The 26,898-nt window shown below is 68.6% G+C and carries 26 protein-coding genes; 13 read left to right on the forward strand and 13 right to left on the reverse strand.

Annotated features, from left to right (window positions below):
• The first annotated feature begins 93 nt into the window (after nt 1-93).
• The 12 genes from lepA to AC07RV_RS32990 all read left to right on the forward strand — a co-directional run bounded on the left by lepA (nt 94) and on the right by AC07RV_RS32990 (nt 11,020).
• Nucleotides 94-1,905, forward strand: a complete 1,812-nt coding sequence (lepA, locus tag AC07RV_RS32935) for a translation elongation factor 4 (RefSeq protein ID WP_208513648.1) — start codon at nt 94-96, stop codon at nt 1,903-1,905.
• Nucleotides 1,906-1,910: 5 nt separating this feature from the next.
• Nucleotides 1,911-2,876: a signal peptidase I gene (lepB, locus tag AC07RV_RS32940; protein WP_208513649.1), complete on the forward strand. Its 966-nt coding sequence runs from the start codon at nt 1,911-1,913 to the stop codon at nt 2,874-2,876.
• Nucleotides 2,877-2,909: 33 nt separating this feature from the next.
• Complete coding sequence (locus AC07RV_RS32945) at nt 2,910-3,278, forward strand: DUF4845 domain-containing protein (RefSeq protein ID WP_296780116.1); 369 nt, start codon at nt 2,910-2,912, stop codon at nt 3,276-3,278.
• Between the two features lie 17 nt (nt 3,279-3,295).
• Nucleotides 3,296-3,982 carry a ribonuclease III gene (rnc, locus tag AC07RV_RS32950; RefSeq protein ID WP_093348689.1) on the forward strand — a complete coding sequence of 229 codons (687 nt, stop codon included), beginning with the start codon at nt 3,296-3,298 and terminating at the stop codon, nt 3,980-3,982.
• Between the two features lie 7 nt (nt 3,983-3,989).
• Entirely contained in the window at nt 3,990-4,964 is a 975-nt protein-coding gene (gene era, locus AC07RV_RS32955; RefSeq protein ID WP_093348691.1) for a GTPase Era, read from the forward strand.
• Nucleotide 4,965: 1 nt separating this feature from the next.
• Nucleotides 4,966-5,739, forward strand: a complete 774-nt coding sequence (gene recO, locus AC07RV_RS32960) for a DNA repair protein RecO (RefSeq protein ID WP_296780124.1) — start codon at nt 4,966-4,968, stop codon at nt 5,737-5,739.
• Nucleotides 5,736-6,512, forward strand: coding sequence for a pyridoxine 5'-phosphate synthase (locus AC07RV_RS32965; protein ID WP_296780127.1), 777 nt, complete (start codon nt 5,736-5,738; stop codon nt 6,510-6,512). Before recO ends, AC07RV_RS32965 begins: the two co-directional genes overlap by 4 nt.
• Nucleotides 6,509-6,916: a holo-ACP synthase gene (acpS, locus tag AC07RV_RS32970; protein WP_057592281.1), complete on the forward strand. Its 408-nt coding sequence runs from the start codon at nt 6,509-6,511 to the stop codon at nt 6,914-6,916. Before AC07RV_RS32965 ends, acpS begins: the two co-directional genes overlap by 4 nt.
• A complete protein-coding gene (gene nagZ / locus AC07RV_RS32975) occupies nt 6,913-8,001 on the forward strand; it encodes a beta-N-acetylhexosaminidase (RefSeq protein ID WP_296780130.1) in 1,089 nt (362 codons plus the stop codon). Before acpS ends, nagZ begins: the two co-directional genes overlap by 4 nt.
• A gap of 46 nt (nt 8,002-8,047) precedes the next feature.
• Nucleotides 8,048-9,397: a glycosyltransferase family protein gene (locus AC07RV_RS32980; protein WP_296780131.1), complete on the forward strand. Its 1,350-nt coding sequence runs from the start codon at nt 8,048-8,050 to the stop codon at nt 9,395-9,397.
• A 125-nt stretch (nt 9,398-9,522) separates the two neighbouring features.
• Nucleotides 9,523-10,197 carry a class I SAM-dependent methyltransferase gene (locus AC07RV_RS32985; RefSeq protein WP_296780134.1) on the forward strand — a complete coding sequence of 225 codons (675 nt, stop codon included), beginning with the start codon at nt 9,523-9,525 and terminating at the stop codon, nt 10,195-10,197.
• A gap of 13 nt (nt 10,198-10,210) precedes the next feature.
• Nucleotides 10,211-11,020 (forward strand): glycosyltransferase family 2 protein, encoded by an 810-nt coding sequence (locus AC07RV_RS32990; RefSeq protein ID WP_296780137.1) that lies wholly within the window; start codon nt 10,211-10,213, stop codon nt 11,018-11,020.
• A gap of 33 nt (nt 11,021-11,053) precedes the next feature.
• On the opposite strand, the gene AC07RV_RS32995 is transcribed toward AC07RV_RS32990, so the two are convergent.
• The 5 genes from AC07RV_RS32995 to AC07RV_RS33015 all read right to left on the reverse strand — a co-directional run bounded on the left by AC07RV_RS32995 (nt 11,054) and on the right by AC07RV_RS33015 (nt 16,230).
• Nucleotides 11,054-11,929 (reverse strand): CgeB family protein, encoded by an 876-nt coding sequence (locus AC07RV_RS32995; RefSeq protein ID WP_296780140.1) that lies wholly within the window; start codon nt 11,927-11,929, stop codon nt 11,054-11,056.
• Nucleotides 11,930-12,028: 99 nt separating this feature from the next.
• Entirely contained in the window at nt 12,029-12,559 is a 531-nt protein-coding gene (locus AC07RV_RS33000) for a M48 metallopeptidase family protein (protein ID WP_296780144.1), read from the reverse strand.
• A gap of 36 nt (nt 12,560-12,595) precedes the next feature.
• The gene (locus AC07RV_RS33005) at nt 12,596-13,855 is read right to left on the reverse strand and encodes an Hsp70 family protein (protein ID WP_208513659.1); all 1,260 of its coding nucleotides are present in this window, start codon (nt 13,853-13,855) and stop codon (nt 12,596-12,598) included.
• Nucleotides 13,852-15,402, reverse strand: a complete 1,551-nt coding sequence (gene lysS / locus AC07RV_RS33010) for a lysine--tRNA ligase (protein ID WP_203204870.1) — start codon at nt 15,400-15,402, stop codon at nt 13,852-13,854. The genes AC07RV_RS33005 and lysS overlap by 4 nt, the downstream gene beginning before the upstream one ends.
• Nucleotides 15,403-15,576: 174 nt before the next feature.
• Entirely contained in the window at nt 15,577-16,230 is a 654-nt protein-coding gene (locus tag AC07RV_RS33015; protein ID WP_281078927.1) for an LON peptidase substrate-binding domain-containing protein, read from the reverse strand.
• A 49-nt stretch (nt 16,231-16,279) separates the two neighbouring features.
• Between AC07RV_RS33015 and AC07RV_RS33020 the strand changes: the two genes are divergently transcribed.
• A complete protein-coding gene (locus tag AC07RV_RS33020; RefSeq protein WP_057592332.1) occupies nt 16,280-16,834 on the forward strand; it encodes a YggT family protein in 555 nt (184 codons plus the stop codon).
• Between the two features lie 76 nt (nt 16,835-16,910).
• Here the strand turns inward: AC07RV_RS33020 and accD are convergent, their stop codons facing one another.
• The 8 genes from accD to leuB all read right to left on the reverse strand — a co-directional run bounded on the left by accD (nt 16,911) and on the right by leuB (nt 26,870).
• Complete coding sequence (accD, locus tag AC07RV_RS33025; RefSeq protein ID WP_057592272.1) at nt 16,911-17,783, reverse strand: acetyl-CoA carboxylase, carboxyltransferase subunit beta; 873 nt, start codon at nt 17,781-17,783, stop codon at nt 16,911-16,913.
• A 103-nt stretch (nt 17,784-17,886) separates the two neighbouring features.
• Nucleotides 17,887-18,732 (reverse strand): tryptophan synthase subunit alpha, encoded by an 846-nt coding sequence (gene trpA / locus AC07RV_RS33030; RefSeq protein ID WP_296780151.1) that lies wholly within the window; start codon nt 18,730-18,732, stop codon nt 17,887-17,889.
• Nucleotides 18,732-20,009: a tryptophan synthase subunit beta gene (gene trpB / locus AC07RV_RS33035; RefSeq protein WP_057592270.1), complete on the reverse strand. Its 1,278-nt coding sequence runs from the start codon at nt 20,007-20,009 to the stop codon at nt 18,732-18,734. The genes trpA and trpB overlap by 1 nt, the downstream gene beginning before the upstream one ends.
• A gap of 48 nt (nt 20,010-20,057) precedes the next feature.
• Nucleotides 20,058-20,759 carry a phosphoribosylanthranilate isomerase gene (locus AC07RV_RS33040; protein ID WP_296780154.1) on the reverse strand — a complete coding sequence of 234 codons (702 nt, stop codon included), beginning with the start codon at nt 20,757-20,759 and terminating at the stop codon, nt 20,058-20,060.
• Complete coding sequence (gene truA, locus AC07RV_RS33045) at nt 20,756-21,568, reverse strand: tRNA pseudouridine(38-40) synthase TruA (protein ID WP_057592268.1); 813 nt, start codon at nt 21,566-21,568, stop codon at nt 20,756-20,758. Before truA ends, AC07RV_RS33040 begins: the two co-directional genes overlap by 4 nt.
• Before the next feature lie 33 nt (nt 21,569-21,601).
• Nucleotides 21,602-24,259: a FimV/HubP family polar landmark protein gene (locus AC07RV_RS33050; RefSeq protein ID WP_472922544.1), complete on the reverse strand. Its 2,658-nt coding sequence runs from the start codon at nt 24,257-24,259 to the stop codon at nt 21,602-21,604.
• 274 nt (nt 24,260-24,533) lie between these two features.
• Nucleotides 24,534-25,676, reverse strand: coding sequence for an aspartate-semialdehyde dehydrogenase (asd, locus tag AC07RV_RS33055; protein ID WP_057595813.1), 1,143 nt, complete (start codon nt 25,674-25,676; stop codon nt 24,534-24,536).
• A gap of 93 nt (nt 25,677-25,769) precedes the next feature.
• Nucleotides 25,770-26,870 (reverse strand): 3-isopropylmalate dehydrogenase, encoded by a 1,101-nt coding sequence (leuB, locus tag AC07RV_RS33060; RefSeq protein WP_093348729.1) that lies wholly within the window; start codon nt 26,868-26,870, stop codon nt 25,770-25,772.
• Nucleotides 26,871-26,898: the final 28 nt, after the last annotated feature.

Consider the following 26,898-nt stretch of genomic DNA (forward strand, 5'->3'; position numbering starts at 1 on the left):
TGGTTCAGGGCGCGTCTCCAGGAGACGCGCCCTTTTTTCTTGCCTGTTGCCCTCTGTGCACGAGCCAATTCAAGTACTTAAGCGTTCCCGTTGATGAATCACATCAGAAATTTTTCGATCATTGCGCACATCGATCATGGCAAGTCGACGCTCGCAGACCGTTTGATCCAGCGCTGCGGCGGCCTCGCGGAACGCGAGATGGAAGCGCAGGTGCTCGACTCGATGGACATCGAGAAAGAGCGTGGGATAACCATCAAGGCACAGACCGCGGCACTGCACTACAAGGCACGCGATGGACAGGTCTACAACCTCAATCTGATCGACACGCCGGGCCACGTCGACTTCTCTTATGAAGTGAGTCGCTCGCTGTCGGCATGCGAAGGCGCGCTGCTCGTCGTCGATGCATCGCAAGGCGTGGAAGCGCAGACGGTGGCCAACTGCTACACCGCGCTCGACCTCGGTGTCGAAGTGGTGCCCGTGCTCAACAAGATGGATCTGCCGAACGCTGATCCCGACAACGCACGCACCGAGATCGAAGACGTGATCGGCATCGATGCGACCGATGCGATTCCCTGTTCGGCGAAGACCGGCCTGGGCATCGACGACATCCTCGAAGCGATCGTGCACAAGATGCCGGCACCGCGCGGCAATCCCGATGCCGCGTTGCGCGCAATGATCGTCGACAGCTGGTTCGATCCGTACGTCGGCGTCGTGATGCTGGTGCGCGTGGTCGACGGCCGGCTCGCGAAGGGCGACCGCATCAAGATGATGGCCTCGGGCGCCAGCTACAACGCCGACAACGTCGGTGTCTTCACGCCGGCCAACGAGCCGCGCGCTTCGCTCGAGGCGGGCGAGGTGGGCTACATCATCGCGGGCATCAAGGAGCTGCAGGCCGCGAAGGTCGGCGACACCGTCACGCTGATCAAGCCGGGCACGGGCGGCGCGGCCGCCACCGCGACCGAGGCGCTGCCGGGCTTCAAGGAAATCCAGCCGCAGGTGTTCGCCGGGCTCTATCCGACCGAAGCCAGCGAGTACGACTCGCTGCGCGACGCGCTCGAGAAACTCAAGCTCAACGACTCGTCGCTGCGCTACGAGCCCGAGGTGAGCCAGGCGCTGGGCTTCGGCTTCCGCTGCGGCTTCCTCGGCCTGCTGCACATGGAGATCGTGCAGGAGCGCCTGGAGCGCGAGTTCGACCAGGACCTGATCACGACCGCGCCGAGCGTGGTCTACCAGGTGGTGCGCAGCGACGGCGAGGTCATCATGGTCGAGAACCCGTCCAAGATGCCCGAGGTCGGCAAGATGAGCGAGATCCGCGAGCCGATCGTGACCGTGCATCTGTACATGCCGCAGGAATACGTCGGCGCCGTCATGACGCTCGCCAACCAGAAGCGCGGCGTGCAGATGAACATGGCCTACCACGGCCGCCAGGTCATGCTGACCTACGAGATGCCGCTCGGCGAGATCGTGCTCGACTTCTTCGACAAGCTGAAGTCGGTCAGCCGCGGCTATGCCTCCATGGACTACGAGTTCAAGGAGTACCGCGCCTCCGACGTGGTCAAGGTCGACATCCTGCTCAACGGCGAGAAGGTCGACGCGCTCTCGATCATCGTGCACCGCACCCAGTCGCAGTACCGCGGCCGCGCGGTGGTGTCGAAGATGCGCGAGATCATCTCGCGCCAGATGTTCGACGTGGCCATCCAGGCCGCCATCGGGGTCAACATCATTGCGCGTGAGACAATCAAGGCGTTGCGCAAGAACGTGCTGGCCAAGTGCTACGGCGGCGACATCACCCGCAAGAAGAAGCTGCTCGAGAAGCAGAAGGCGGGCAAGAAAAGAATGAAGCAGATCGGCTCGGTCGAGGTCCCGCAAGAGGCCTTCCTCGCGATCCTGCAAGTCGAAGACTGATCAACATGGCATTCATCACCTCCCTCATCCTCGCGGCATTCGCCGGCTACATCGGCGCCTGGTACTTCGGAGCGATCGAGGGCAACTTCGCCTTGCTGTTGTTCCTGGCCACGGTGGTCACCGGCCTTTACTGGCTGGCCGAGCGCTTCTACTTCCTGCCGCGGCGCGAGCGCGCGGCCGCCGCGCTCGAGAGCTCGCTGGCCGAGCGCAATGCGCGGCTCGCCGGGCAAGGCATCAAGCAAGTCGACACCGCCGACGCCAAGGCCAGCGAACGGCTGCTGATGCAGCCCTGGTGGCTCGACTGGACCGCCGGGCTGTTCCCCGTGATCCTGGTCGTGTTCCTGCTGCGCTCGTTCCTCTACGAGCCGTTCAAGATTCCCTCGGGCTCGATGATGCCCACGCTGCTCACCGGCGACCTGATCCTGGTCAACAAGTTCACCTACGGCCTGCGGCTGCCGGTGATCAACACCAAGATCACCGACGGCACGCCGCTGGCGCGCGGCGACGTGGTGGTGTTCCGCTACCCGCCCAAGCCGAGCCAGGATTACATCAAGCGCGTGGTCGGCATTCCCGGCGACGAGGTGGCCTACCTGAACAAGAAGCTGACCATCAACGGCCAGCCGGTCTCGAAGGAGGCCGCGCCCGACTACCTCGACGGCGAGTCGATGCGCCTGCTCAAGCAGTTCGACGAGAACCTCGCGGGCAAGCAGCACAAGATCCTCAACGACGATGCCGGCCCCGCCTTCGTGCCCGGCGCCAGCGACTTCCCCTTCCGCGAGAACTGCCGCTACTCGGTCGAAGGCGTCACCTGCAAGGTGCCGGCCGGCAACTACTTCATGATGGGCGACAACCGCGATAATTCGGCCGACTCCCGTTTCTGGGGCTTCGTGCCGGACAAGAACATCGTGGGCAGGGCCTTCTTCGTCTGGATGAACTTCGGCGACCTGGGACGCATCGGTCCGTTTCAATAAGCATCAAGCAATTCGTTCGAGGGGTATGAGGGTATGAGAACTGTTCGGTCCAGCCGGAACAGTGCGGCGCGCCAGCGCGGCATCTCGTTCATCGGGCTCGTGTTCGTGGCCGTCGTGCTGGCCTGCGTGGGCGTCGTCGTCGCCCAGGTCATCCCGACGCTGATCGAGTACCAGGCGATCTACAAGGCCGCCAACAAGGCCAAGGAAGGCAGCACCGTGCCCGAGATCCGCGCCATCTTCGACCGCGCCCAGGCCATCGACGACTTCCAGTCGGTCATGGGCAGGGACCTCGACATCAAGAAGGTCAACGACAAGGTCGTGATCTCCTTCGCCTACGAGCGCGAGATCCCGCTGTTCGGCCCCGCCTACCTCGTGCTCAAGTACAAGGGCGAGACCAACTGAACGCCCAGGGAAGCAAGGTGGATGGCGGCCTCACGGCGCTCCAGTCGCGCCTGAAGTACACGTTCGCCGATCCGCGGCTGCTGCAGCTCGCGCTCACGCACCGCAGTTTCTCCGCCGACCACAACGAGCGCCTCGAGTTTCTCGGCGACTCGGTGCTGAACCTGGCGGTCTCGCACCTGCTCTACACCCGCCTCGCGGCCCTGCCCGAAGGCGATCTGTCGCGCGTGCGCGCCAACCTCGTGAAGCAGGATACCCTGCACCGGCTGGCCGTGGGCCTCGCGCTCTCGCCGCTGCTGCGGCTGGGCGAGGGCGAAGCCCGCTCGGGCGGTCCGAACCGGCCCTCGATCCTGGCCGACGCGCTCGAGGCGCTGATCGGCGCGGTCTACCTCGATGCCGGCTTCTCGGCCGCGCAGGCGCTGGTGCACCGGCTCTACGAAGCGGTCGAGATCAATCCGCGCATGGAGGCGGTGGGCAAGGACCCGAAGACCGAATTGCAGGAATGGCTGCAGGGTCACAAAATGAAGCTGCCCGTCTACCGCGTCGCGGGGACACTGGGGGCAGCGCACAAGCAGACCTTCGACGTCGAGTGCGAAGTGCCCGAACTGGGCCTTCGCGAACGCGGCATCGGCGGTTCGCGCCGCGCCGGCGAGCAGGCGGCAGCCGCCGCCATGTTGATCCGCCTCAAGGCACGCGGCGGCGCGTGAAAACGAAATGAACGACGCTATCAAATCAGCAGCACAGCCCCAGGACCCGGCGGGCGAATCCAAACCATCGGAAGCCACGGGCCCGCAGCACTGCGGCCTGGTCGCCATCGTCGGCAAGCCCAACGTGGGCAAGTCGACGCTGCTCAACGCGCTGGTCGGCCAGAAGATCAGCATCACCTCGCGCAAGGCGCAGACCACGCGCCACCGCATCACCGGCATGCGCACGCTCGGCGCCACGCAGTTCGTGTTCGTCGACACGCCGGGTTTCCAGACCCTGCATGCCAACGCACTGAACAAGTCGCTCAACAAGACCGTGCAGGGCGCGGTCGGCGACGTCGACCTGATCCTGTTCGTGGTCGAGGCCGGCAGCTTCACGCCGGCCGACGAGCGCGTGCTCAAGCTGCTCGGCAAGGGCATCCCGACGATCCTGCTGGCCAACAAGCTCGACAACGTCGGGCGCCGCGGCGACATCGCGCCCTGGCTGCAGCAGATGCAGACCAAGCACGAGTTCGCCGAGTTCGTGCCGATGTCGGCCAAGAACGCGAAGGACGTCGAACGCCTGTTCGGCATCTGCGAGAAGTACCTGCCCGAGCAGCCCTGGTTCTACGACGAGGACGAGCTCACCGACCGCAGCGAGAAGTTCCTCGCCAGCGAGCTGGTGCGCGAGAAGCTGTTCCGCCTCACCGGCGACGAGCTGCCCTACACCTCGACCGTCGTCATCGACAAGTTCGACGAGGAAGCGCCGCAGAAGAAGGGCCACAAGCGCCTGCTGCGCATCGCCGCCACCATCGTGGTGGAGCGCGACAGCCACAAGGCGATGGTGATCGGCGACAAGGGCGAGCGCATCAAGCGCATCGGCATGGAAACCCGCGTCGAGCTCGAGAAGCTGGCCGACGCCAAGGTGTTCCTCGAACTCTGGGTCAAGGTGCGTTCGGGCTGGGCCGACGACGAGGCCCGCGTGCGCTCGTTCGGCTACGAATGAAGTGGCCGCCGCCCACCGCGTTTCGCACGAACCGGCCTATGTGCTCCATCGCTACGACTGGAGCGAGTCGAGCCTGATCCTCGAGGTCTTCACCCGCCACCATGGGCGCATCGCGCTCGTGGCCAAGGGGGCGAAGCGGCCGAGCTCCAACTTCCGTCCGGTGCTGCTGCCGCTGCAGCCGCTGGAGATCAACTATGGCGGCGATGCCGAGATCCGCACCCTCAAAGGCGCGGAATGGATGGGCGGCCACGTCATGCCCACCGGCGATGCGCTGCTGTCGGGCTACTACCTCAACGAGCTGCTGCTGCGCCTGCTGGCGCGCGACGACGCGCACGAGGCCCTGTTCGATGCCTACGGCGGCGTGGTGCAGGTGCTGGCCGGCGACCACGGCGGCGCCCAGGCCGCCACCCAGGCGGCCGCGCTGCGGGCCTTCGAGTTGCTGCTGCTGCGCGGGGTCGGCCTGCTGCCGCAGCTCGACGTGCAGACCCTGACGCTGGAGTCGCTCGAAGCCGGCACCCGCTACGCCCTGGTCGCCGAGGCCGGCCTGCGCGCCGCGGCCGACGACGAGGCCGCGCTGGCCGGTGCCGACTGGCAGCGGCTGCAGGCGGCGCTCGACGACCGCGCGCCGTTCACGGCCACGCTGCGGCTGGTCGCGACCCTGAGCAACGGCAGCAACAGCGCGCTGCGCAACCAGCTGCGCGCGTTGCTCAACTACCATTGCGGCGTGTCCACGCTGCGTACGCGGCAGTTGATGAGAGATATCCAAGCACTATGAGCACTTCCTCTGCCTCGGCCGGCACCACCGCGCTGTCGGTCAATCTCAACAAGGTCGCGCTGGTGCGCAACACGCGCCACCTGGGCATTCCGAGCGTGGTGAAGGCCGCCACCCTGTGCCTGCAGGCCGGCGCCCAGGGCATCACCGTGCATCCGCGGCCCGATGCGCGCCACATCCGCACGCACGACGTGCACGACCTGTCGGCGCTGCTGGCGAAAGACTGGCCCGGCATCGAGTTCAACATCGAGGGCAATCCGTTCCAGAACCTGATGGACTTCGTGCGCGAGCTGCGTCCCCATCAGGCCACCTTCGTGCCCGACAGCGAGACCCAGTCCACCAGCGACCATGGCTGGACCTTCCCCGACGACGCCGAGCGCCTGCGCCCGCTGATCGCGGAAGCCAAGGCGCTGGGCGTGCGCGTCAGCCTCTTCATGGACCCGATTCCCGAGATGATGGCCGCGGCCAAGGCCGTCGGCGCCGACCGCGTCGAGCTCTACACCGAATCCTTCGCGGCCTCGCGCGGCACGCCCGACGAGCAGGCCGTGCTCGAGCGCTACGCGGCCACGGCGCGCGCCGCGCTCGCCGCCGGCCTGGGCCTGAACGCCGGCCACGACCTGAGCCGCGACAACCTCACGCCCTTCCTGAAGGCGGTGCCCGGCGTGCAGGAGGTCTCGATCGGCCATGCCTTCGTGGCCGACGCGCTCGAGCTGGGCTATGCGGCGACCACGCGCGACTACCTGCGCTGCATCGCCGAGGCCCACGCCGCCGCATGATCTACGGCATCGGCACCGACATCTGCGACGTTCGCCGCATCGCCGCGACCTTCGAGCGCCAGGGCGAGCGCTTCGCGCGCCGGGTGCTCAGCGACGCCGAATTCGCGGTCTGGAAGGCCCGCAGCGAGCGCTGGCCCAAGCGCGGCCTCAGCTACCTCGCCACCCGTTTCTCGGCCAAGGAGGCCTTCAGCAAGGCCATCGGCATGGGCATGCGCATGCCGATGAGCTGGCGGCTGTGCGAGATCGCCAACCTGCGCAGCGGCAAGCCGGTGATCGTGCTGCACGGCGAGCTCAAGACCTGGTTCGAGGCGCAGAACCTCACGGCCCACGTCACCGTCACCGACGAAACCGAATACGCCGCGAGCTTCGTGGTGGTCGAACGCAAGGATGGGCCCGCGCCATGAGTGCGAAGACCGAGGAACTGCTTCTGTCGCCGCTGGTCGTCGACGTGGCCGGCACGGCGCTGACCGATGCCGACCGCCGCCGGCTGGCGCATCCGCGCGTGGGCGGCGTGATCCATTTCGCGCGCAACTGGGAAAGCCGCGCGCAGATGACGGCGCTCAATGCCGAGATCAAGGCGATCCGGCCCGACCTGCTGATCTGCGTCGATCACGAGGGCGGGCGGGTGCAGCGCTTTCGCAGCGACGGCTTCACCCACCTGCCGACGATGCAGTCGCTGGGCGAGCTCTGGATGCGCGACGCGATGCAGGCCAGCCAGGTCGCCACCGCGGCGGGCCAGGTGCTGGCCGGCGAATTGCGCGCCTGCGGCGTCGACTTCAGCTTCGCGCCGGTGCTCGACCTCGACCATGGCCGCAGCACCGTGATCGGCACGCGCAGCTTCCACCGCGATCCGCGCGTGGTCGCGCTGCTGGCCAAGAGCCTGATGCACGGCATGCTGCTCGCGGGCATGCGCAACTGCGGCAAGCACTTTCCGGGACACGGCTGGGTCAATGCCGATTCGCATGTCGAGATTCCGGTCGACAAGCGCAGCCTCAAGGCCATCCTGGCCGACGACGCGCGGCCCTACGATTGGCTCGGCGGCGCGCTGGCGGCGGTCATGCCGGCGCACGTGATCTATCCGAAGGTCGACAGCCGGCCCGCGGGCTTCTCGCCGCGCTGGCTGCGCGAGATCCTGCGCGGCCGCTTCGGCTTCGACGGCGCCATCTTCAGCGACGACCTCAGCATGGAGGCCGGCCGCTACATCGACGGCGAACTGCTGAGCTTCGCCGACGCGGCGCTGGCTGCGCTCGGCGCCGGCTGCGACCTGGCACTGCTGTGCAACCAGAGCATCGGCGAGGGCCGGCCGCTCGACGAGTTCCTCGACGGCTTCGAAGCCGCCGACCGCGCCGGTCGCTGGCAGGCCGGTGCCGAGGCGCGCGCCAGTGAGGCACGGCGCCGCGGCCTGCTGCCGCAAGGCGAGCCCGTCGACTGGCAGGCGCTCACGCGTTCGCGCGGGTACCTCGATGCGCGCCGCTTGCTCGACATCTAGCGCGACGCCATCGTCGCCCGCGGCGGTCCGCTGCCTGGAGTGACCCATGCCCCTGTGCCTCAGCCTTCTTCAGCGCGCGGACGAGGCGGTGCTGCGCAACCATGCGCACTACTGCCGCCTGTTCGGCTATCCGCACCAATGGGCCGATACCGAGCGCATCGCCCATCCGGCGCTGCGCGCGAGCGCCAAGTACAGCCAGATCCTGCGCCACCTGCGCACGCTGGCCGAGGGTGACTGGCTGCTGTTCCTCGACGGCGATTCGGTGGTGTTCCACCCGGTCGCGGTCGAGGCGCTGATGCACGGGCGCGACCTGGTCGCGCTCGAGGGGCCATCGACCGGCGACCGCGCCGGTCCCGCCATGACCAACATGCTGGTGCTGCGCAACACGCCCGGCAACCGCGCGCTGCTGCATCAACTGATCATCGACGCCGGCCACGTGGTCGCGCTCGAATCGCCGCGCCTCGACGAGACCGCGCGCCTGGCCCCGGCGGGGCTCCTGCCCTGCAACAGCGTGCTGGCCGAGGCCTACGTCAATGTCTCGTGGCGCGTCTCGCAGTGGCACGACGCGCGGGTCTTCGTGGTGAACCTCGCCGCGCTGCCGGTGCCGCTGCCTGGCGGCGGCTGGCGCGACGAGATCCTGCACGACCTGAACCTGCAGGCGCTGCTGGTGCGCGAGGTCAACGGCGCCCTGATGCAGGGCCGCCCGGTGCTGCAGCCGCCCGACTATCCGGCGCTGTCCGACGAGGCGTGCACCAGCATCAATCCGCAGGCGCGCATCGCCTTCCTCACGCTCTACACGCACCACATCGCGACCTACGCGCGCGTGTCGGAACACAACGTGCGCCGCTACTGCGAGCGCCATGGCCACGCGTACCACGTGTACCGGGCGCTGCCCGAGGCGATCGGGCCCGGCATCAACGGCTCGTGGGTGCGCACCTGGCTGCTGCAGCAGCACCTGGCGCAGCACGACTGGGTGATCTGGGTCGACGCCGACGTGGTCTTCCGCAACCAGGCGCGCCCCTTCGAGCCGCTGCTGCAGGGCCGCGACCTGCTGCTGGCCAAGGACGTCGGTGCCTGGCGCTTCAATTCGGGCGTCATGGGCTTTCGCAACACGCCAGCCAACCTCGCGCTGCTGGAACGCATTTGGGCGCGCATCGGCGAGGTGGCCGACAAGTCCCAGGTCTACAGCAGCCTGGGCGACCAGCACTACACCAACGAGGTGCTGAAGGAGGAGGGCCTGCTCGGCGAGCACAGCGTGCTGGACAACCTCAGCCTCAACACGCCGCCGCTGCTGGCCGACGAGGACACGCTGCTGGTCCATTTCGTGAGCCTGTCCGAGCCCTACCGGTCGGTGTACATGGCCGCCATGGACGCGGCCTCGCAGAAGAGCCGCTAGCCGCCGGCCGTGGGCGATCAAAGCCCGCGCAACCGTGCAGAACCTGACACCGCGGCGCCCGCCGCGCCAGGGCGCTCCTGTACAGTCGTACGCCCCAGAACAGCAGCGAGAGCAGAGGGATTCCCATGGCACACATAGGCTATTCCTGGCCCACCTTCGACGTCCTGACGCAGGAGATCGTCCGGGCGATCGACCCGCAGCGCATCCTCGACATCGGCGCCGGGGGCGGCAAGTACGGCGCGCTGCTCAAGGACATCGTTCCGCGCTGCGAGCTCACCGCGCTCGAATGCGACGAAGCGGCCTTCCCGGGTCTGCGCGAAACGGGCTACCACCACATCCTGCCGATCACCGCCGACGGGCTGTACAAGCAGAGCAGCGACCTCTACGACGTCGTCATCCTCGGCGACGTGATCGAGCACATGCTGCATTCGCAGGGCCGGGACCTGCTGGAGTTCCTCAACTACCGCTCGCGCTACATCCTCATCTCCACGCCCGAGTGCATGCCGATGAGCCGCCCCGTCTTCTTCGAGGGCCACAACTCGCTCTGGCGGCCCGATTCCTTCTCGTGGCACGACTACTGGGCGCACCAGCAGTGCGGCGTGATGCATTTCTACCTGCTGCGCGGCCACGACAACTGGGCCGGCCCCGGCCTGGCGGAAGTGGTCGAGAAGGTGAACGGCGCGGGCATCTTCAACCGCTACCAGGACGAGAAGACCCAGCCGGTGCAGCTCGAGATCCGGGACAACCGCTTCAAGCAGCCCGCGGGCGACGACAACTTCATCCTCTACCGGCCTTTCTGAGGGCCGCAGCGCCATGGCCGAAGCGAACAAGACCTCCCTGCGCGACATCGACATCATCGTGTCGTACCGCGAGGCCAACGAGGAGCGGCGCGAGAACCTCTACACCGTGCTCGCGCACCTGGGGCGCACCTATACCGACTACCGGCTGTGGCTGCTCGAGGCCGCGGCCACGCCGAGCTTCGACTGGCGCCGGCTCGACGATCCGCACATCCGGCATGTCTTCGTGCCGCACGAGGGCCCGTTCCCCAAGTCGATGCTCTACAACACCGGCGTGCGGCTCGCGCGCAGCCCGGTGATCTGCTTCCACGATGCCGACTCGATCGCCCAGCCGCAGTCGCTGCGGGCCTGCATCGACGCCCTGATGGAAGGGCAGGACAGCGATGCGCTGTGCCCCTACTGGTCGGTGATCAACGTCGCCGGCGCGCTCAAGCAGGGCTTCATGGCCGACCCGGACTATGGCCGCCTGGCCGCCATCGATCCGCAGCAATTGCCCGAGGACGCGATCGTGCTGTACCCCAATGCCAACGGCGGCATCGTGCTGTTCAAGCGCAGCGAGTACATCCGCGTGGGCGGCTACAACGCGCGGCTCGAGGGTTGGGGCGGCGAGGACGACGAACTGCTGCGCCGCGCTTCGCGGCTCGGCGTGCGCTGGCACTCGATGAACGTGCCGATGTTCCACCTGCACCATGACTCGGTCTCGCGCGGCGAGCACATCGAGCGCATCCGCGATACCGAGAATGCGCGTGCGCCGGAGGCGATCGCCGACATGTCGCAGGAAGAGGTCGAGGCGCTGGCCGTCGAGCTGTCGGCCTTCTTTCGCTGAACCGGGGCGCCGGCCTGCGCACTCGCGGTCGACTCAGCCGCCGGCTTGTTGCGAGCGCCACGCGAAGAAGCGCTCGATCGCGGGCTGGATGAACATCGCCTGCGAGGTGGCCGTGAAGAGCCGGTGGCCCAGCTCGGCGCGTGCCCGGCGTTCTTCCGGTGCCGACAGCAGCCGCTCGGCCGTGTCTGCGAGCCGCTCATAGGGCTCGCCGAAGACCCCCTCGCGCAGCTCGGTCCGCAGCTCGCTGTCGTCGTAGATCTCCGTCAGGATCGGCTTCTTCGCGACGAAACCGACTGCCAGCCGCGGAATCTCCACCGTGCGCGTGGCGTCGAGGAAGCTCACGTTGAGCAGCAGGCGGCTGCGTGCCAGCAGGGCGGCGCGCTCCGCCACCGGGATCGAATGGTGCGCCACGACGGTCATTCCGCGCGCGCGCAGCGCCTCCAGCAGACGCATGCGCCGATCGTTGAGGCTGCCGAAGAAAAGGACGTCGATGTCTTCGGCCACGGGCGGGTCGGACGCCGGCGGCGGCAGGATGGCGCCGGCCTGGTAGCCGTAGGGCACCAGGTCCGCGCGGGCGATGCCGAGCTCCGCGTAGCGCCGGAAGTTCAGCGCGCTGTATTCCCACACGTAGCTGTTGCGCAGGATCTCCAGGTAGGCCGGCGTGAAGGCATTGCCGCCTTCGACCAGCTGCTCGATGTTGACGACGATGCAGTCGGGCCCGAGGTGCGCCAGCTGGTTCCAGGTCAGCCCGGCCGCGAACATGACGATGTTGACGCGGCTCGCGTCGATCTGCGCCTGCTGCCAGTTGACGTCGTAGCCGAGTTCGAGGAGCCCGAGCCTGAAGCCCTCGACGACCTCTCCGATGAACTGCGGATCGCCCGCCGATGTCAGGTGCAGTGGATGTTTCATGGACTCCCTCTTTCTCTTGGGGGCGCGCCTCCCGAGTCGCGCGCCATGCGAGGGGGATTGTGTGTACGGTCGCGGCTCCAGGCAAGCCGCCGCGCCTGCTCAGGATCCGGCGGGCGGCGTGGCCGCCGATTCCCACAGGCGCATCCCGCCCGCCTCGATGTGCGTCAGGTACAGCCGCAGATCGAATTCCAGCTGGTGGTAGTCCGGCTCCATGTGCGTGCACAGCGCATAGAAGGCCTTGTCGTGGTCGCGCTCCTTCATGTGCGCGAGCTCGTGCACGACGATCATGCGCAGCCAGGGTGCCGGCACGGCCTTGAACAGGTTCGCGACGCGGATCTCCTGCTTGGTCTTGAGCTTGCTGCCCTGCACGCGCGACACGGTGGTGTGGGTGCCCAGCGCATGGCGGATCACGTGCAGCTTGCTGTCGAAGATCACCTTCGACAGCGGTCCGGCCTTGCGCATGAACTCGTTCTTGAGCCCGGTCGTGTAGAGGTAGAGCGCCTGGTCGGTCTGCACGGCGTGCGCGCCCTCGGGGTAGCGCTCGCGCAGCCAGGTACCCAGGCGCTCTTCGTCGAGCAGCTTGCGCACCTGCGCCTGCAGCGTCGTCGGATAGGCCGAGAGGTACTTCATGCGCGATGGCGCGACCGATGACGCGGAGCCCGCCGCTCAGCGTGCCGCGAAGGCCAGCCCCGAGGCCACGCCGCCGAACAGGTCGCCCTCGACCAGCGGCACGCCCGCGAAGCTCTTGCGCAGGGCCTGCTGGAAGGGCCGCAGCGCCGACGAACCGCCGGTGAGGTAGATCGCATCGAGCTCGTTGCTGCGCAGGCCGGCGCGCTTGACGCAGGCATGGGCGCAGGCGATCACCGCCTCGAACTGCGCCGCGAGCTGCTGCGCCATGTCGGCCGGCGACAGGGTGCTCGTGAGGCCGGGCTCGGCGCAGTCGAGGTCGATGACGGCGGGTGCGTCGCTGACCGAGGCGTCGATCTTGGCCTGCTCCACCGCGCCGAGCACGCGGTGGCCGTGGCGTTCGTCGAGCACCGCCATGAGCCGGTCGTGCAGCCGGGTGTCGGCATAGCTGGTGCGCAGCTCGCGCGCCTGCCGGGTGGCTTTGGCGAGGTACAGCCAGTTGATCAGGTGCCACGACGAGAGGTCGAAGAACACCTTGCTCGGCACCTCGCGGCCTTGCGGCCCGTGATGGCCGAAGCCCAGCAGCGGCATCACGCGGTCGAGATTGAGCCGCTGGTCGTAGTCGGTGCCGCCGATGTGCACGCCGGTGGTGGCCAGCACGTCGTCGCCACGCTCCTCGCGCGCGGCGCGCTCGGGGCCCAGTCGCACCACGGTGAAGTCGGAGGTGCCGCCGCCGATGTCGACGATCAGCACCAGCGATTCCTTGCGCACGCGCTGCTCGTAGTCGAAGGCGGCCGCGATCGGCTCGAGCTGGAAGGCGATGTCGCGGAATCCCGCGGCGCGCGCGGCGGCGCGCAGGCTCTGCTCGGCGCGCTCGTCGCGCTTGCTGTCGTCGTCGACGAAGTGCACCGGCCGGCCGATCACCACGCGCTCGGGCAGGCGGCCCATCTCGCGCGCGGCCCGCTCGGCCATCTCGCGCAGGAAGCGCGCGATGATGTCCTCGAAGCTCACGAGGCCGTCGAAGATCGCGGTCTTCTCCTGCATCAGCGGGCTGCCCAGCAGGCTCTTGAGCGAGCGCATCAGCCGGCCTTCGACACCGGCCAGGTAGAGCGCGATCGCGTCGCGGCCGAAGTGCGTGCTGCGGTCCTCGGCGTTGTAGAAGATCGCGGTGGGCAGGGTGGTGGCCGCGCCTTCGATCGGCAGCAGCCGGGTGGCGCCCGCGATGCGGCAGGCGACGGCCGAATTCGAGGTTCCGAAGTCGATGCCGATCGCGGTGGCGTTCGCGGTCGCGGTGCTCAAGATTCCCTGCGCAGCGCGGGGAACAGGATCACGTCGCGGATGCTCGGCGAGTCGGTCAGCAGCATCATCAGTCGGTCGATGCCGATGCCGCAGCCACCGGTGGGCGGCATGCCGTACTCGAGCGCGCGCACGAAATCGTGGTCGTAGTACATGGCCTCGTCGTCGCCGCCGTCCTTGGCCGCCACCTGCGCGTTGAAGCGCGCGGCCTGGTCCTCGGCGTCGTTGAGCTCGCTGAAGCCGTTGCCGAACTCGCGGCCCGTGATGTAGAGCTCGAAGCGCTCGGTGACCTCGGGGCGCTCGTCGTTGGCACGCGCCAGCGGCGAGATCTCGGTCGGGTGCTCCATGATGAAGGTCGGCTGCCAGAGCTTCTCTTCGACCGTCTCCTCGAAGTACATCACCTGCAGGCTGGCCAGGCTGCGCTGCGAGAGCTTGTCCTTCTCCTCGCTCAGGCCCAGCTTGCGCAGGGCATTGACGAGCCAGGCGCTGTCGTCGACGCCATCGCCCGCATCGGTGTGCTTGAGGATCGCCTCGCGGATCGTCAGGCGCTCGAAGGGCTGCGTCAGGTCGACCGGCTTGCCCTGGTAGGTGAGCTGCTGCGTGCCCACGGCCTTGTCGGCGATGGTGCGGATCAGCGTCTCGGTGAAGTCCATCAGGTCGCGGTAGTTCCAGTAGGCCGCGTAGAACTCCATCATCGTGAACTCGGGGTTGTGCCGCACCGAGATGCCCTCGTTGCGGTAGCTCCGGTTGATCTCGAACACGCGCTCGAAGCCGCCGACGATCAGGCGCTTGAGGTAGAGCTCGGGCGCGATGCGCAGGAACATCTCCTGGTCGAGCGCGTTGTGGTGCGTCTTGAAGGGCTTGGCGTTGGCGCCGCCCGGGATCGGATGCAGCATCGGCGTCTCGACCTCGAGGAAGTCGTTGGCCACCATGAATTCGCGCAGCGCGCTCACGGCCTTGCTGCGCGCGGTGAAGCGCACGCGCGCCGACTCGTCGGTGATCAGGTCGACGTAGCGCTGGCGGTACTTCTGCTCCTGGTCGGCCATGCCGTGGAACTTGTCGGGCAGCGGGCGCAGGCTCTTGGTGAGCAGGCGCAGCGTGGTGACCTTGATCGACAGTTCGCCGGTCTTGGTCTTCATCAGCGTGCCTTCGGCGCCGAGGATGTCGCCGAGGTCCCAGCGCTTGAATTCGGCATAGACCTCTTCGCCGACCGCATCGCGCGTGACGTAGAGCTGGATGCGGCCGGTGGCGTCCTGCAGGGTCGCGAAGCTGGCCTTGCCCATCACGCGCTTGAGCATCATGCGGCCGCCCACGCTCACGGCGACGTTCTGCGCCTCGAGCGCTTCGGCTTCGACGGCGCCATGCGCTTCGACGAGCGCGGCGGCGCGGTGGCCCGGCTTGAAGTCGTTGGGGAACGCGACGCCCTTGCCTTCGGTCTGCGCGGTGCGCAGCAGCTTGAGCTTCTCGCGGCGTTCGGCGATGAGCTGGTTGTCGTCGACGGCGGGCGTGGTCGCGGCCGGAGCAGGGGTGGGCGGCTGTTGTTCGGACATGGGGAGGCGGTGGGGGAGGCGCGCGCTGGGAAATTCGGCGCGAAAGGCGGGATTTTAGCCCAGGCGATGGCGCGCGAATTCCGGCGAACCCGTCGCCGGCCTTGCGCCATCAGCTATCAAATTCGAAGCGCGAAACGAAGCGGGGCGGGCCCTTCGGCCCTGTCGCCCGAGCGCTCAGGCGATGCCGGTGCGCGCCAGCAGATCGCCGACCAGCTCGAGCCGCATCAGCGGGCTCTCGAGCTCCATCAGCCGCTGCCGCAGCTCGAGCTGCATCGGCACCAGCTCGCACCAGCGGTTGGCGACCCAGCCGCAGTCGTCGTAGCGGTAGGGCGCGCCGATCGGCAGGCGCACCGGCGGCGAGCCGGTGGCGTCCTGCGCGCGCTTGCGTTCCTCGAGCGTGTCGACCAGGCGGCGCAGCGCGGTGGCGGTGTGCTGCAGGTCCTCGGGGATCTCGAGCGCGACGTCGTCGGCAAGGATCGCGACATCGGCGATCCACAGGCCGTGCTTCTGCAGTTCGCTGTGGCGCACGCGAAAGCGCTGCGTGCCCACGCACTCGATCTGCAGCAGGCCGCTTTGCGGCGATTCGAATTCGCGGATCACGGCCAGCGTGCCGACCTCGGCGAAGCGCTCGGCCTGCGCGCCGGCCTTGCGCACCTCGGTGCCGCTCGTGAGGTTCACCACGCCGAAGGGCACGCCGCCCTTGCGGCACTTGCCGATCATGTCGAGGTAGCGCACCTCGAAGATGCGCAGCGGCAGCAGGCCGCCGGGGAAGAGGACCGTGCCGAGCGGGAACAAAGGCAGGGAGTTCAGAAGGGGTTGTGTCGTCATCGAAGAGCCTTGCGTGGCTATCATCGCACTCCGCTTCACCTCGCGCGCCATGCTCTATCAGATCCCATCGTTCCTCCTCGACGTGATCGTCGGCCTGCTCGGCGGCGCCTGCCTGCTGCGGCTCTACATGCAGTACCACCGCGTGCCCTTCGGCAATCCGCTGGGCCGCTTCATTTTCGCCATCACCGACTGGATCGTGCTGCCGCTGCGGCGGCTGCTGCCGGCCGTCAAGAAGTGGGACCTCGCGAGCGCCGTGGCCGCCTGGCTGCTGGTGATCGCCAAGTTCCTCGTGCTGTGGCTGCTGATCGGCAACCTCGGGCGCATCGGCGCGCTGCCGCTGGTGTCGTTCATCGGCCTGCTGCAGCTCGCCGTGTCGGGCCTGACCGCGCTGCTGGTGGTGTACGCGGTGCTCTCGTGGGTGCCGGGCGCCTCGCCGATGCTGCTCGACCTAATCTCGCGCCTGGCCGAGCCGCTGGTGCGGCCGTTCCGCCGCGTCATTCCGCTGCTCGGCGGCGTCGACCTGTCGCCGCTGGCCGCGATCGTCGTGCTGCAGGTGATCGCGATCGTGCTGAACAACCTGCTGGTGCTGGCCTACCGGCTCTGACCGTTTGCAGGCCCCATGAAAAAAGCGCCCGGAACCGCGAGGTTCCGGGCGCTTCGTCTTTCGAGAAGCCGGGACTTCAGCTCACCGCATCCGCCGGCTGGCGCAGCAGCATCGCGAGCGTGCTGGCGATGGTCTTGCGCAGTTCGCGGCGGTCGCTGATGAAGTCGATCGCGCCCTTGGTCTGCAGGAACTCGGCGCGCTGGAAGCCTTCGGGCAAGGTCACGCGCACGGTCGATTCGATCACGCGCGGGCCGGCGAAGCCGATCAGCGCCTTGGGCTCGGCGATCACCACGTCGCCCATGAAGGCGAAGCCGGCCGACACGCCGCCCATGGTCGGGTCGGTCAGCACGCTGATGTAGGGCAGGCCCTTCTTCGCGAGGCGCGTGAGCGCGGCGTTGGTCTTGGCCATCTGCATCAGCGACAGCAGGCCTTCCTGCATGCGCGCGCCACCGGTGGCGGTGAAGCAGATGAACGGCACCTTCTGCTCGATCGCGGTCTCGACGCCGCGCACGAAGCGCTCGCCGACCACGCTGCCCATGCTGCCGCCCATGAATTCGAACTCGAAGCAGGCGACCACCACGCTGATGCTGTGGACCGAGCCGCCCATCACGACCAGCGCGTCGGTCTCGCCGGTGTTCTCCAGCGCTTCCTTGAGGCGCTCGGGGTACTTGCGGCTGTCCTTGAACTTGAGCGCGTCGACCGGCAGCACTTCCTGGCCGATCTCGTAGCGGCCCTCGGCATCGAGAAAAGCGTCGAGGCGCGGACGCGCGCCGATGCGATGGTGGTGGCTGCAGCTCGGGCAGACGTTCTGGTTGTGCTCGAGGTCGGTCTTGTAGAGCACCGTCTCGCAGGCCGGGCACTTGATCCACAGGCCCTCGGGCACCTGGCGGCGCTCGGCGGGGTCGGTCTGGGCGATCTTGGCGGGTAGCAGTTTTTCAAGCCAGCTCATGGGCATTCCTAGGTTCGCGCGAAGGCGGGAGAGCCTTCGGGGCCGTCAGTGTTCCTTCCGTGCTTTTCGCATGACGAAAGGGGCCTGACGAGGGCAGCGGCGATTATCGGCTAGCCGCATTCTTCGCGGTAGCCGCCGGCAAGGCATCGAGCGCCTCGCGGATGCCCGCGAGGAATTCATGCACCGCGGGCACCACCTTCTCGCGCGGCTGGCCGTCGATCAACTGGATGATCTTGGTGCCGATCACGACCGCGTCGGCCGCCGAGCCCACCGCCTGCGCGGTGCTGGCGTCGCGGATGCCGAAGCCCACGCCGACCGGGATGCCCACGTGCTGGCGGATGCGCGGGAGCATGCGGCCGACCGCCTCGGTGTCGAGGTGGCCGGCGCCGGTCACGCCCTTGAGCGACACGTAGTAGACGTAGCCGCTCGCGATGCGCGCGACCTGCGCCATGCGCTCGTCGGTGCTGGTGGGGGCCAGCAGGAAGATCAGGTCGATGCCGGCTTCGCGCAGATCGGCGGCGAACTGCTCGCACTCCTCGGGCGGGTAGTCGACCACCAGCAGGCCGTCGACGCCGGCCGCGGCTGCGTCGCGGATGAAGGCGTGCTTGCCGTGCACGAGGTCGTAGCGCTCGACCGGGTTGGCATAGCCCATCAGCACCACGGGCGTGCCCATGTCCTTCGCGCGGAAGGCCGCGACCATCGCCAGCACCTGCTTCATGCCGATGCCCAGCGCGAGTGCGGCTTCACCGGCCTGCTGGATCACCGGGCCGTCGGCCATCGGGTCGGAGAAGGGCACGCCGAGCTCGATCACGTCGGCACCGGCCGCGACCATGCCGTGCATGAGCTCGGGCGTGATGTCGGCAAAGGGGAAGCCGGCGGTGACGTAGGGGATGAGCGCTCGGCGCCCGTCCTTCTTCAGCGCCTCGAAGGTGGCTGCAATGCGGCTCATCACTTGCCTCCCTTCACGCTCAGGCCGCGCATCGAGGGCCGGTCGTAGAAGTCGACGCCCGCGAGGTCGGCGACGGTGCCGATGTCCTTGTCGCCGCGGCCCGAGAGGTTGACCAGGATCGACTGGTCGGGGCGCATGGTCTTCGCGAGCTTCAGCGCGTGGGCCACGGCGTGGCTGGATTCGAGCGCGGGAATGATGCCCTCCGTGCGGCACAGGTAGTGGAAGGCCTCGAGGGCCTCGATGTCGGTGACTCCCACGTATTCGGCGCGGCCGATGTCGGCCAGGTACGCGTGCTCGGGGCCCACGCCGGGGTAGTCGAGGCCGGCGCTGACGCTGTGCGTCTCGGTGATCTGGCCGTCCTCGTTCTGCAGCAGGTAGGTGCGGTTGCCGTGCAGCACGCCCGGGCTGCCGCGCAGGATCGAGGCGGCGTGCTTGCCGCTGTCCAGGCCTTCGCCCGCGGCCTCGACGCCGATCAGCCGCGTGCCGGCGAACGGGATGTAGGGATGGAAGATGCCGATCGCATTGCTGCCGCCGCCCACGCAGGCGACCACCGCATCGGGCTGCTTGCCCTCGGCTTCGCCGGTGATGCCGTCGGCCGCCAGCATCGCGGGCATCTGCTCGATGCACTCGGTGCCGATCACGCTCTGGAAGTCGCGCACCATCATCGGGTAGGGGTGCGGGCCGGCGACGGTACCGATGATGTAGAAGGTGTTCTCCACGTTCGTGACCCAGTCGCGCATCGCCTCGTTGAGCGCGTCCTTCAGCGTCTTGCTGCCCGACTCGACCGGCACCACCGTGGCGCCGAGCAGGTTCATGCGGTAGACGTTGGGGCTCTGGCGCTTCACGTCCTGGCTGCCCATGTAGACCACGCATTCGAGGCCGTAGCGCGCGCAGATGGTGGCCGTGGCCACGCCGTGCTGGCCGGCGCCGGTCTCGGCGATCACGCGCGGCTTGCCCATGCGGCGCGCGAGCATCGCCTGGCCGATCACGTTGTTGATCTTGTGGGCGCCGGTGTGGTTGAGGTCCTCGCGCTTGAGGTAGATCTGCGCGCCGCCCATCTCGCGGCTGGTGCGCGCGGCGTGGTAGATCGGCGAGGGCCGGCCGACGAAGTGCTTGAGCTCGTAGTGGAATTCGGCCAGGAAGGCCGGGTCTTCCTTGTACTTCGCGTACGCGTCGCGCAGCTCGTTGATCGCGTGGGTGAGCGTCTCGCTCGCGAAGGTGCCGCCGTAGTTGCCGAAATGGCCGGTGGCGTCGGGTTGCTGGTAGGTGCTTTGCATGGTTCTCGATCGTTGGGCCGCAGCCCGGTCGACAACCGGGTGCGGCGGCTAACTGGAGAAGGACGAGGCGTCGGCCGCTCTCACCGCGGCGACGAATTGCCGGATCTTGCCGGCGTCCTTCAGGCCCTTGTTCCCGGGACCGTCGATCTCGACGCCCGAGCTCACATCAACGGACAGCGTCTTGCAGCGTGTCCGCAGCGTGCGAATGCCATCGCCCACGTTTGCAGGTGTGAGTCCACCACTCAAGACGAGGTGAGCGTCGACGGCGGGTGGAAGAAGTGACCAATCGAATGCCTTGCCGCCACCGCCATAACCGTCGACATGGGCGTCGAGCAGGATGGCCTGGGCGTTTGAGAAATCGGATGCGTATTTTACGAGGTCGAAGTGGGCGCCGGCCTCGCCGAGGGGAATGCGGGCCGCGCGCATGAAGCGGAAGCGGCCGTTTCCGCTCGCCGCGAGGCAGTCGGCGGGCGTTTCATCGCCATGGAACTGGGCGATGGCACCCGGCACCCGGGCCAGGGCGGCAATGGCCTCGGCGGGTTGCGCATCGACGAACAGCAGCACCGGCGTGACGAAGGGCGGCAGGCGCGCGGCCAGCACGGCCGCGCGTTCGGGCGCGATGGCGCGCGGGCTCTTCGGGTAGAGCACGAAGCCGACCGCATCGGCGCCGGCTTCCACGGCGGCATCGAGGTCGGCCTCGCGCGTGAGGCCGCAGATCTTGATGCGGGTGCGCGGCGGGAGAAGGCTCATGGCGGGCCATCATAGGCCGCGCGGGCGGCCTGGAAGGTGGCCTCGGCCGGCAGACCCCACTTGGCGTCGTACAACGGGCCGAGGAAGTACAGCCCATCGGGCGAGAAGGTCGGCGCCGCCGCGTCGCGGCTGCGCGCGGCGAGCACCTCGCTGATCCACTCGGGCGACTCGGCGCCCCGGCCCACGCGCACCAGGCAGCCCATCAGGTTGCGGATCATGTGGTGCAGGAAGGCGTCGGCCTCGAACTCGAACTGCCAGCGGCAGCGCTCGCCCTCACCGTGGCGCGTGATCTCGATGCGCCGCAGGTTCTTGACCGGCGAGCGGGCCTGGCAGGCCGAGGCGCGGAACGAGCTGAAATCGTGTTCGCCGATCAGCAGCGCGGCCGCGGCGCGCATCGCATCGCCGTCGAGCAGGTTCATCGACCAGCCGACCCGCCCCGCGTCGAGGCTGGGGCGCACCGGCGACTGCGAGAGCACGTAGACGTAGCGCCGCGCGAGGGCGCTGGCGCGGCAATGGAATTCGGCCGGCACCGGGTGCGCCCACTGCACCGCGATGTCGTCGGGCAGATAGCGGTTGGTGCCGCGCATCCAGGAGAAGGGTTCGCGCTGCACCTCGGTGTCGAAGTGCACCACCTGCATCAGCCCGTGCACGCCGGCGTCGGTGCGGCCGGCGCACAGCGTGGAGATGCGTTGCGCGGCGAACTGGGACAGGGCCTTCTCGAGCTTGTCCTGCACCGTGCGGCCCGAGGACTGGCTCTGCCAGCCGTCGTAGGCCTGGCCGTTGTAGCGGATGCCGAGCGCCAGCCTCACGAAACCAGGAACAAAGAGGCCGGCGCCGCGCGCTCAGCGCAACTCGGCGAGCAGCTGCCGCGCCTGCGACTTGAGTTCGCCGGCGCTTTCGGCTTCGACTTCCTCGACCAGCGAGCGCGCGCCCTCGACGTCGCCAATGGCCTGCAGCTCGCGCGCCAGCGACAGCTTGACGGCATGCGGGCTCTCGTCGTCCTCGTGGGCCGAGGCCGATGGCGCGGGATGGTCGGCGCCGTTGCCCGAGCGGGCGGGCAGGCCGGCCAGGGCGCTCATGTCGAACTCGATGAAGCCCGAGTCGGCCGGCAGGCCGGCACCGCCGCGCAGCACGGCCGGGCGGGTGTTGTCGGCGTCGTTGAGCGAGCCGGGCAGGGTGTCGAGCGGCAGCGCGCCGGGGGCGGTATCGAAATCGTTCTCGAGGTCGACCGTCGGCTGCGCCGCCAGGCTGGCGGACGGGGGCGTCGTCGGGCGCGCGGCCGGGGCGGGCGCATAGGCCGACTTCGGCAGGCTGGCGCCGACCGGTGCCAGCGGCGGCGGTGCGGGCGGCTGGCTCAGGTCCAGGTCGAAGTCGAGCGGTGCCACCGAGGGCACGAAGGCCGGAGCGGCTGCCACCGGGGCCGGCGCGGGCGCGGGCTTGGCGGCGACTGGCGGGCGGGCCGAGGCGGCGGCCAGCGCGGTCGCGAGGGCGGCGCTCTCGGCGGGCGTGGCGCTGCGCGGCGTGCCCGATTCGTACAGCGGGTTGCCCGGATCGAGTTCCTTGCCCATGTCGACCACACGGGTCCAGTCGGCGCCGTTGCCGCCGGTGAGCTTGTGCACTTCGGTGGCCAGGCCTTCGTAGGCGCGCAGGTCGCGGCGCTTGGCGTGGATCTCGAGCAGCTTCAGGTGGATCGCCGTGCGGTCGGGATTCACGCGCAGCGCTTCGCGCAGGATTTCCTCGGCCTGCAGGTCGCGGCCGTAGGCCAGGTACACGTCGGCCTCGGCCACCGGGTCGACGTCGCCGGCGTCGAGCTGGCTCGGCGAGTACGACAGCGAGGAGACGGTGGAGTCGCCGCGGTTCTTGGTGTCGACCGATTCGCCGCCGCTGGCGCCGAAGAAGGAGTCCTTGGGGATGCGGCTCTCGAGGAACACGCTTTCGCTCATTTCCTCGCGCCGACGGCCCAGCACGCGGTAGAGCAGGAAGCCGATCAGCAGCGCGATCAGCGCGATGCCGCCCAGCATCAGCGGGTTGTCGAGCAGTTCGTCGAGGAAGCTGCGTTCGGGCGGCGGAGGTGGCGGTGCCACGACCTTCTTGGGCGCGGGCTTGGGTGCGGGTGCCGCGGCACTGGCCGCGGGGCTCGGAGCGGGGGCGCCGGTGGCTGCAGCGCCTTCGGTGGGGGTGGCGGCCGCGGCGGCTGCGGCGGCTGCTGCCGCTGGCGCAGCTTCGACGGCGGGCGTCGCTGCGGCCGGGGCCGGCGTGGCTGCAGCGGGTGCCGGTGCCGGTGCAGGCGCGGCAGCGGGGCTCGGTGCGGTGGCGGCGGGGCCGGCGACCGGCACCGGGATGCCCGGCGTCGTGGCGGGCGCGGCGACTGGGGCGGCCGCAGCGGCGGGCGTGGGTGCTGCCGAAGGCGCCGCGGCGGTCGAGCCACCCGCGGCCTTGAGCTTGTTGAGCTCCTCGATGTTCTTCGACAGTTCGGCGGCGCGGGCGCTGCGATCCTGCGCCTGGCGGGTCTGCGCGACCTTTTCCTCGGCGGCACGCGCAGTGGCGCTGCCTTGCGAGATGGTGAGCTTGTCGGGCGCGGCGGCGGCTGCGTTGCGGTCCTCGACATTGGCCTGCACCCGGCCGCCGGCGCGGCGGCTGGCGCCGGCCACGTTCGAGGTCGGGGCGTTCTCGGCCAGCCGCTGGCGGTAGGCGCCGAAGTCGCGGCTCTGGGCCGTGACCGTGCGGCGGGCTTCCGCGGCCGGCACCGCGCCGGCTTCGGCGGCGCTCGGCAGGTCGAGCACGGCGCCGGCCTTGATGCGGTTGACGTTGCCGCCGATGAAGGCATCGGGGTTGGCCATCAGCAGCGCGACCAGCATCTGATCGAGCGAGATGTCGGCCGGCTTGTTGGCCGCCGCGATCTTGCCGGCGGTGTCGCCGCGCTGCACCGTGAGCTGTTCGCCGCTGCCCGCCGGACGGGGCGAAGGGGCGACGGGCGCGGCGGAGGAGGTCGCGGACGGTGCCGGTGCCACGGTGACCGGCGCGGGCGCCTCGGCCGGTGCGCGGCGCGTGCGCGCGACGACCGGGCCCGGGCGCTCGACGGGTGACGCGACCCGCGGCGAGACGGGGGCGATCGGCGTGCCGGCATCGGCCGCGGGGCGCGCGGCCGGCGGATCGAGCAGCACGGTGTAGTCGCGCACGATGCGGCCGGTGCTGCCGTTGGCTTCGAGCAGCAGGTCGATGAAGGGGTCGTTGAGCGGACGACTGCCGTTGAGGCGCACCACGTACTGGCCGCCGGCGCGGCGCTGCAGCGTCGCGCGCACGTCGCCGAGGGCCGGGTTGTAGGGCACGCCGGCCGCCTTGAAGGCGTCGGCGGTGGCCACGTTGATCTTGAGGCTGTCGGCTTCGGCGGTCGTGATCTCGGTCACGTCGATCTCGGCCCGCAGCGGTTCGCCCAGCGCCGACTGCACCTTCAGCGGACCCAGTGCCAACGCGCTCGCATCGGTGCTGGCCAGACCCATCGCCACGGCCACCGCCGCACTCAGGACGGACAGACGAACGCCGTTCAGGGGAAGGGAGGAGCGAGCGGCCGATGGGCAGGCCGCGGGCAACAGATGTCTTGTCATGCTGATAGGGGGGCGGCTCAGGCCCAGAAATTGTAAGAGGACGTTAGCATCATCACCCCCTACTGACAAGGCAGTGCGCCCGTTCTACCCAGTGCGCGCATACTTACGAACACATCTTCTGTCGCCTTTCGACAACAAGGGGGTAGGCAACGGGCGCGAACTGTCCCCATCAGGCTTCCAGCAGGATGCGCAGCATGCGGCGCAGCGGTTCGGCGGCGCCCCAGAGGAGCTGGTCGCCGATGGTGAAGGCGCCGACGTACTCCGGGCCCATCGCCAGCTTGCGGATGCGGCCCACCGGGATGCCCATGGTGCCGGTCACCGCCACGGGCGTCAGGTCCTGCAGGGTGGCTTCGCGGGTGTTCGGCACCACCTTCACCCAGGCGTTGTCGGCGGCGATCATGGCTTCGATGTCGGCCACCGGCACGTCCTTCTTGAGCTTGAAGGTCAGCGCCTGGCTGTGGCAGCGCATGGCGCCGATGCGCACGCAGAAGCCGTCGACCGGCGTGGCCGCGGTGCCGAAGCCCGCGCCCTGGCCGAGGATCTTGTTGGTCTCGGCGCCGCCCTTCCACTCTTCCTTCGACATGCCGTCGCCCAGGTCCTTGTCGATCCAGGGGATCAGCGAGCCGCCGAGCGGGGCGCCGAAGTTGGCGGTTTCGGCCGCGCTCAGGTTCTGCTGCTTGTGCAGCACCTTGCGATCGATCTCGAGGATGGCGGACTTGGGGTCGTCGAGCAGCGAACGGACCTCGGCGTTGAGCGTGCCGAACTGCGTCAGCAGTTCGCGCATGTGCTGCGCGCCGCCGCCCGAGGCGGCCTGGTAGGTCATGCTGGTCATCCACTCGACCAGGCCGGCCTTGTAGAGCGCGCCCACGCCCATCAGCATGCAGCTCACGGTGCAGTTGCCGCCGATCCAGTTCTTGCCGCCGTTGGTGAGCGCGTTCTGGATCACGGGCAGGTTGACCGGATCGAGCACGATGATCGCGTCGTCCTTCATGCGCAGCGTGGAGGCGGCGTCGATCCAGTGGCCGTTCCAGCCGGCGGCACGCAGCTTGGGGAACACCTCGGTCGTGTAGTCGCCACCCTGGCAGGTGATGACGATGTCGCACTTCTTCAGGGCCTCGATGTCGTGCGCGTCCTTGAGGGCGGTCTCGTTCTTGGCCATCGCCGGGGCCTTGCCGCCGGCGTTGGAGGTCGAGAAGAAGACCGGCTCGATGAGGCCGAAGTCGTTTTCGGCCTGCATGCGGTCCATCAGGACCGAGCCGACCATGCCGCGCCAGCCCACGAGGCCGACCAGAGGTTGAGATGCGTTCGCCATTTGAGTGTGCCCTTTAAGAAAAAAGAAAGTCGCTGGTTTCTCTTTGCGCCCGACTCGTCAGGAGCCGGGTGGGCGTGACGAAGCGGGCTGCGGTTAGCCGGTAATCGTCTTTTTGGTGATCGAGGCCGAGAGTGCCGCCACCACGGCGTCGCCCATCTCGATGGTGCCGACCTTGCGGGTGCCCTCCGACCAGATGTCCCCCGTGCGCAGGCCGGAGGCCAGCACATGCTTGACCGCCGACTCGATCCGGTCGGCAGCTTCGGCTTGGTTGAGGGAGAAACGGAGCATCATGGCAGCGGACAGTATTGTAGCCAGGGGATTGGCGACCCCTTTGCCGGCAATGTCGGGCGCGCTGCCGTGGCTGGGCTCGTACAGGCCCTGGTTGCTGGCATTGAGCGAGGCCGAGGGCAGCATGCCGATCGAGCCCGTGAGCATCGCGGCCTCGTCCGAGAGGATGTCGCCGAACATGTTGCCGGTGACCACCACGTCGAACTTCTTGGGCGCCTTCACGAGCTGCATGGCGGCGTTGTCGACGTACATGTGGTCGAGCTCGACGTCCGGATAGTCCTTGCCGACCTCGGTCACGACGTCCTTCCAGAACTGGAAGGTCTCGAGCACGTTGGCCTTGTCGACGCTGGTCACGCGCTTGCTGCGCTTGCGGGCGGCCTCGAAGGCCACGCGCGCGATGCGCTCGATCTCGGGGCGCGAGTAGCGCATCGTGTCGAAGGCTTCCTCGGCGCCCGGGAAGTGGCCGTCGACCGCGGTGCGGCGGCCGCGCGGCTGGCCGAAGTAGATGTCGCCGGTCAGCTCTCGGATGATGAGGATGTCCAGGCCCGCGATCAGCTCGGGCTTGAGGCTCGAGGCGCCCACCAGCTGCTCGTAGCAGATGGCCGGGCGGAAGTTGGCGAACAGGCCGAGGTTCTTGCGCAGGCCCAGGATGGCCTGCTCGGGGCGCAGCGGCCGGTCGAGCTTGTCGTACTTCCAGTCGCCCACCGCGCCGAACAGCACCGCGTCGGCCTCCTTGGCGAGCTTGAGCGTCGAATCGGGCAGCGGGTGGCCATGGGCCTCGTAGGCGGCGCCGCCGACCAGGGCGGTCTCCAGCTCGAACTTCAGGTCGAGCACCTGGAGCACCTTGACGGCTTCCGCCACGATTTCGGTGCCGATGCCGTCACCAGGGAGAACTGCGATTTTCATTGGGTGGTTGTCGAAGGAAGTGAAACGG

It is taken from the genome of Variovorax sp. GW821-FHT09B01, assembly GCF_059418345.1.

Coding starts and splice junctions, on each gene's coding strand:
- lepA (WP_208513648.1), top strand. CDS start 94: ATGAATCACATCAGAAATTTTTCGATCATTGCGCACATCGATCATGGC.
- lepB (WP_208513649.1), top strand. CDS start 1,911: ATGGCATTCATCACCTCCCTCATCCTCGCGGCATTCGCCGGCTACATC.
- AC07RV_RS32945 (WP_296780116.1), top strand. CDS start 2,910: ATGAGAACTGTTCGGTCCAGCCGGAACAGTGCGGCGCGCCAGCGCGGC.
- era (WP_093348691.1), top strand. CDS start 3,990: ATGAACGACGCTATCAAATCAGCAGCACAGCCCCAGGACCCGGCGGGC.
- AC07RV_RS32965 (WP_296780127.1), top strand. CDS start 5,736: ATGAGCACTTCCTCTGCCTCGGCCGGCACCACCGCGCTGTCGGTCAAT.
- acpS (WP_057592281.1), top strand. CDS start 6,509: ATGATCTACGGCATCGGCACCGACATCTGCGACGTTCGCCGCATCGCC.
- nagZ (WP_296780130.1), top strand. CDS start 6,913: ATGAGTGCGAAGACCGAGGAACTGCTTCTGTCGCCGCTGGTCGTCGAC.
- AC07RV_RS32980 (WP_296780131.1), top strand. CDS start 8,048: ATGCCCCTGTGCCTCAGCCTTCTTCAGCGCGCGGACGAGGCGGTGCTG.
- AC07RV_RS32985 (WP_296780134.1), top strand. CDS start 9,523: ATGGCACACATAGGCTATTCCTGGCCCACCTTCGACGTCCTGACGCAG.
- AC07RV_RS32990 (WP_296780137.1), top strand. CDS start 10,211: ATGGCCGAAGCGAACAAGACCTCCCTGCGCGACATCGACATCATCGTG.
- AC07RV_RS32995 (WP_296780140.1), bottom strand. CDS start 11,929: ATGAAACATCCACTGCACCTGACATCGGCGGGCGATCCGCAGTTCATC.
- AC07RV_RS33000 (WP_296780144.1), bottom strand. CDS start 12,559: ATGAAGTACCTCTCGGCCTATCCGACGACGCTGCAGGCGCAGGTGCGC.
- lysS (WP_203204870.1), bottom strand. CDS start 15,402: ATGTCCGAACAACAGCCGCCCACCCCTGCTCCGGCCGCGACCACGCCC.
- AC07RV_RS33015 (WP_281078927.1), bottom strand. CDS start 16,230: ATGACGACACAACCCCTTCTGAACTCCCTGCCTTTGTTCCCGCTCGGC.
- AC07RV_RS33020 (WP_057592332.1), top strand. CDS start 16,280: ATGCTCTATCAGATCCCATCGTTCCTCCTCGACGTGATCGTCGGCCTG.
- accD (WP_057592272.1), bottom strand. CDS start 17,783: ATGAGCTGGCTTGAAAAACTGCTACCCGCCAAGATCGCCCAGACCGAC.
- trpA (WP_296780151.1), bottom strand. CDS start 18,732: ATGAGCCGCATTGCAGCCACCTTCGAGGCGCTGAAGAAGGACGGGCGC.
- trpB (WP_057592270.1), bottom strand. CDS start 20,009: ATGCAAAGCACCTACCAGCAACCCGACGCCACCGGCCATTTCGGCAAC.
- AC07RV_RS33040 (WP_296780154.1), bottom strand. CDS start 20,759: ATGAGCCTTCTCCCGCCGCGCACCCGCATCAAGATCTGCGGCCTCACG.
- AC07RV_RS33050 (WP_472922544.1), bottom strand. CDS start 24,259: ATGGGTCTGGCCAGCACCGATGCGAGCGCGTTGGCACTGGGTCCGCTG.
- asd (WP_057595813.1), bottom strand. CDS start 25,676: ATGGCGAACGCATCTCAACCTCTGGTCGGCCTCGTGGGCTGGCGCGGC.
- leuB (WP_093348729.1), bottom strand. CDS start 26,870: ATGAAAATCGCAGTTCTCCCTGGTGACGGCATCGGCACCGAAATCGTG.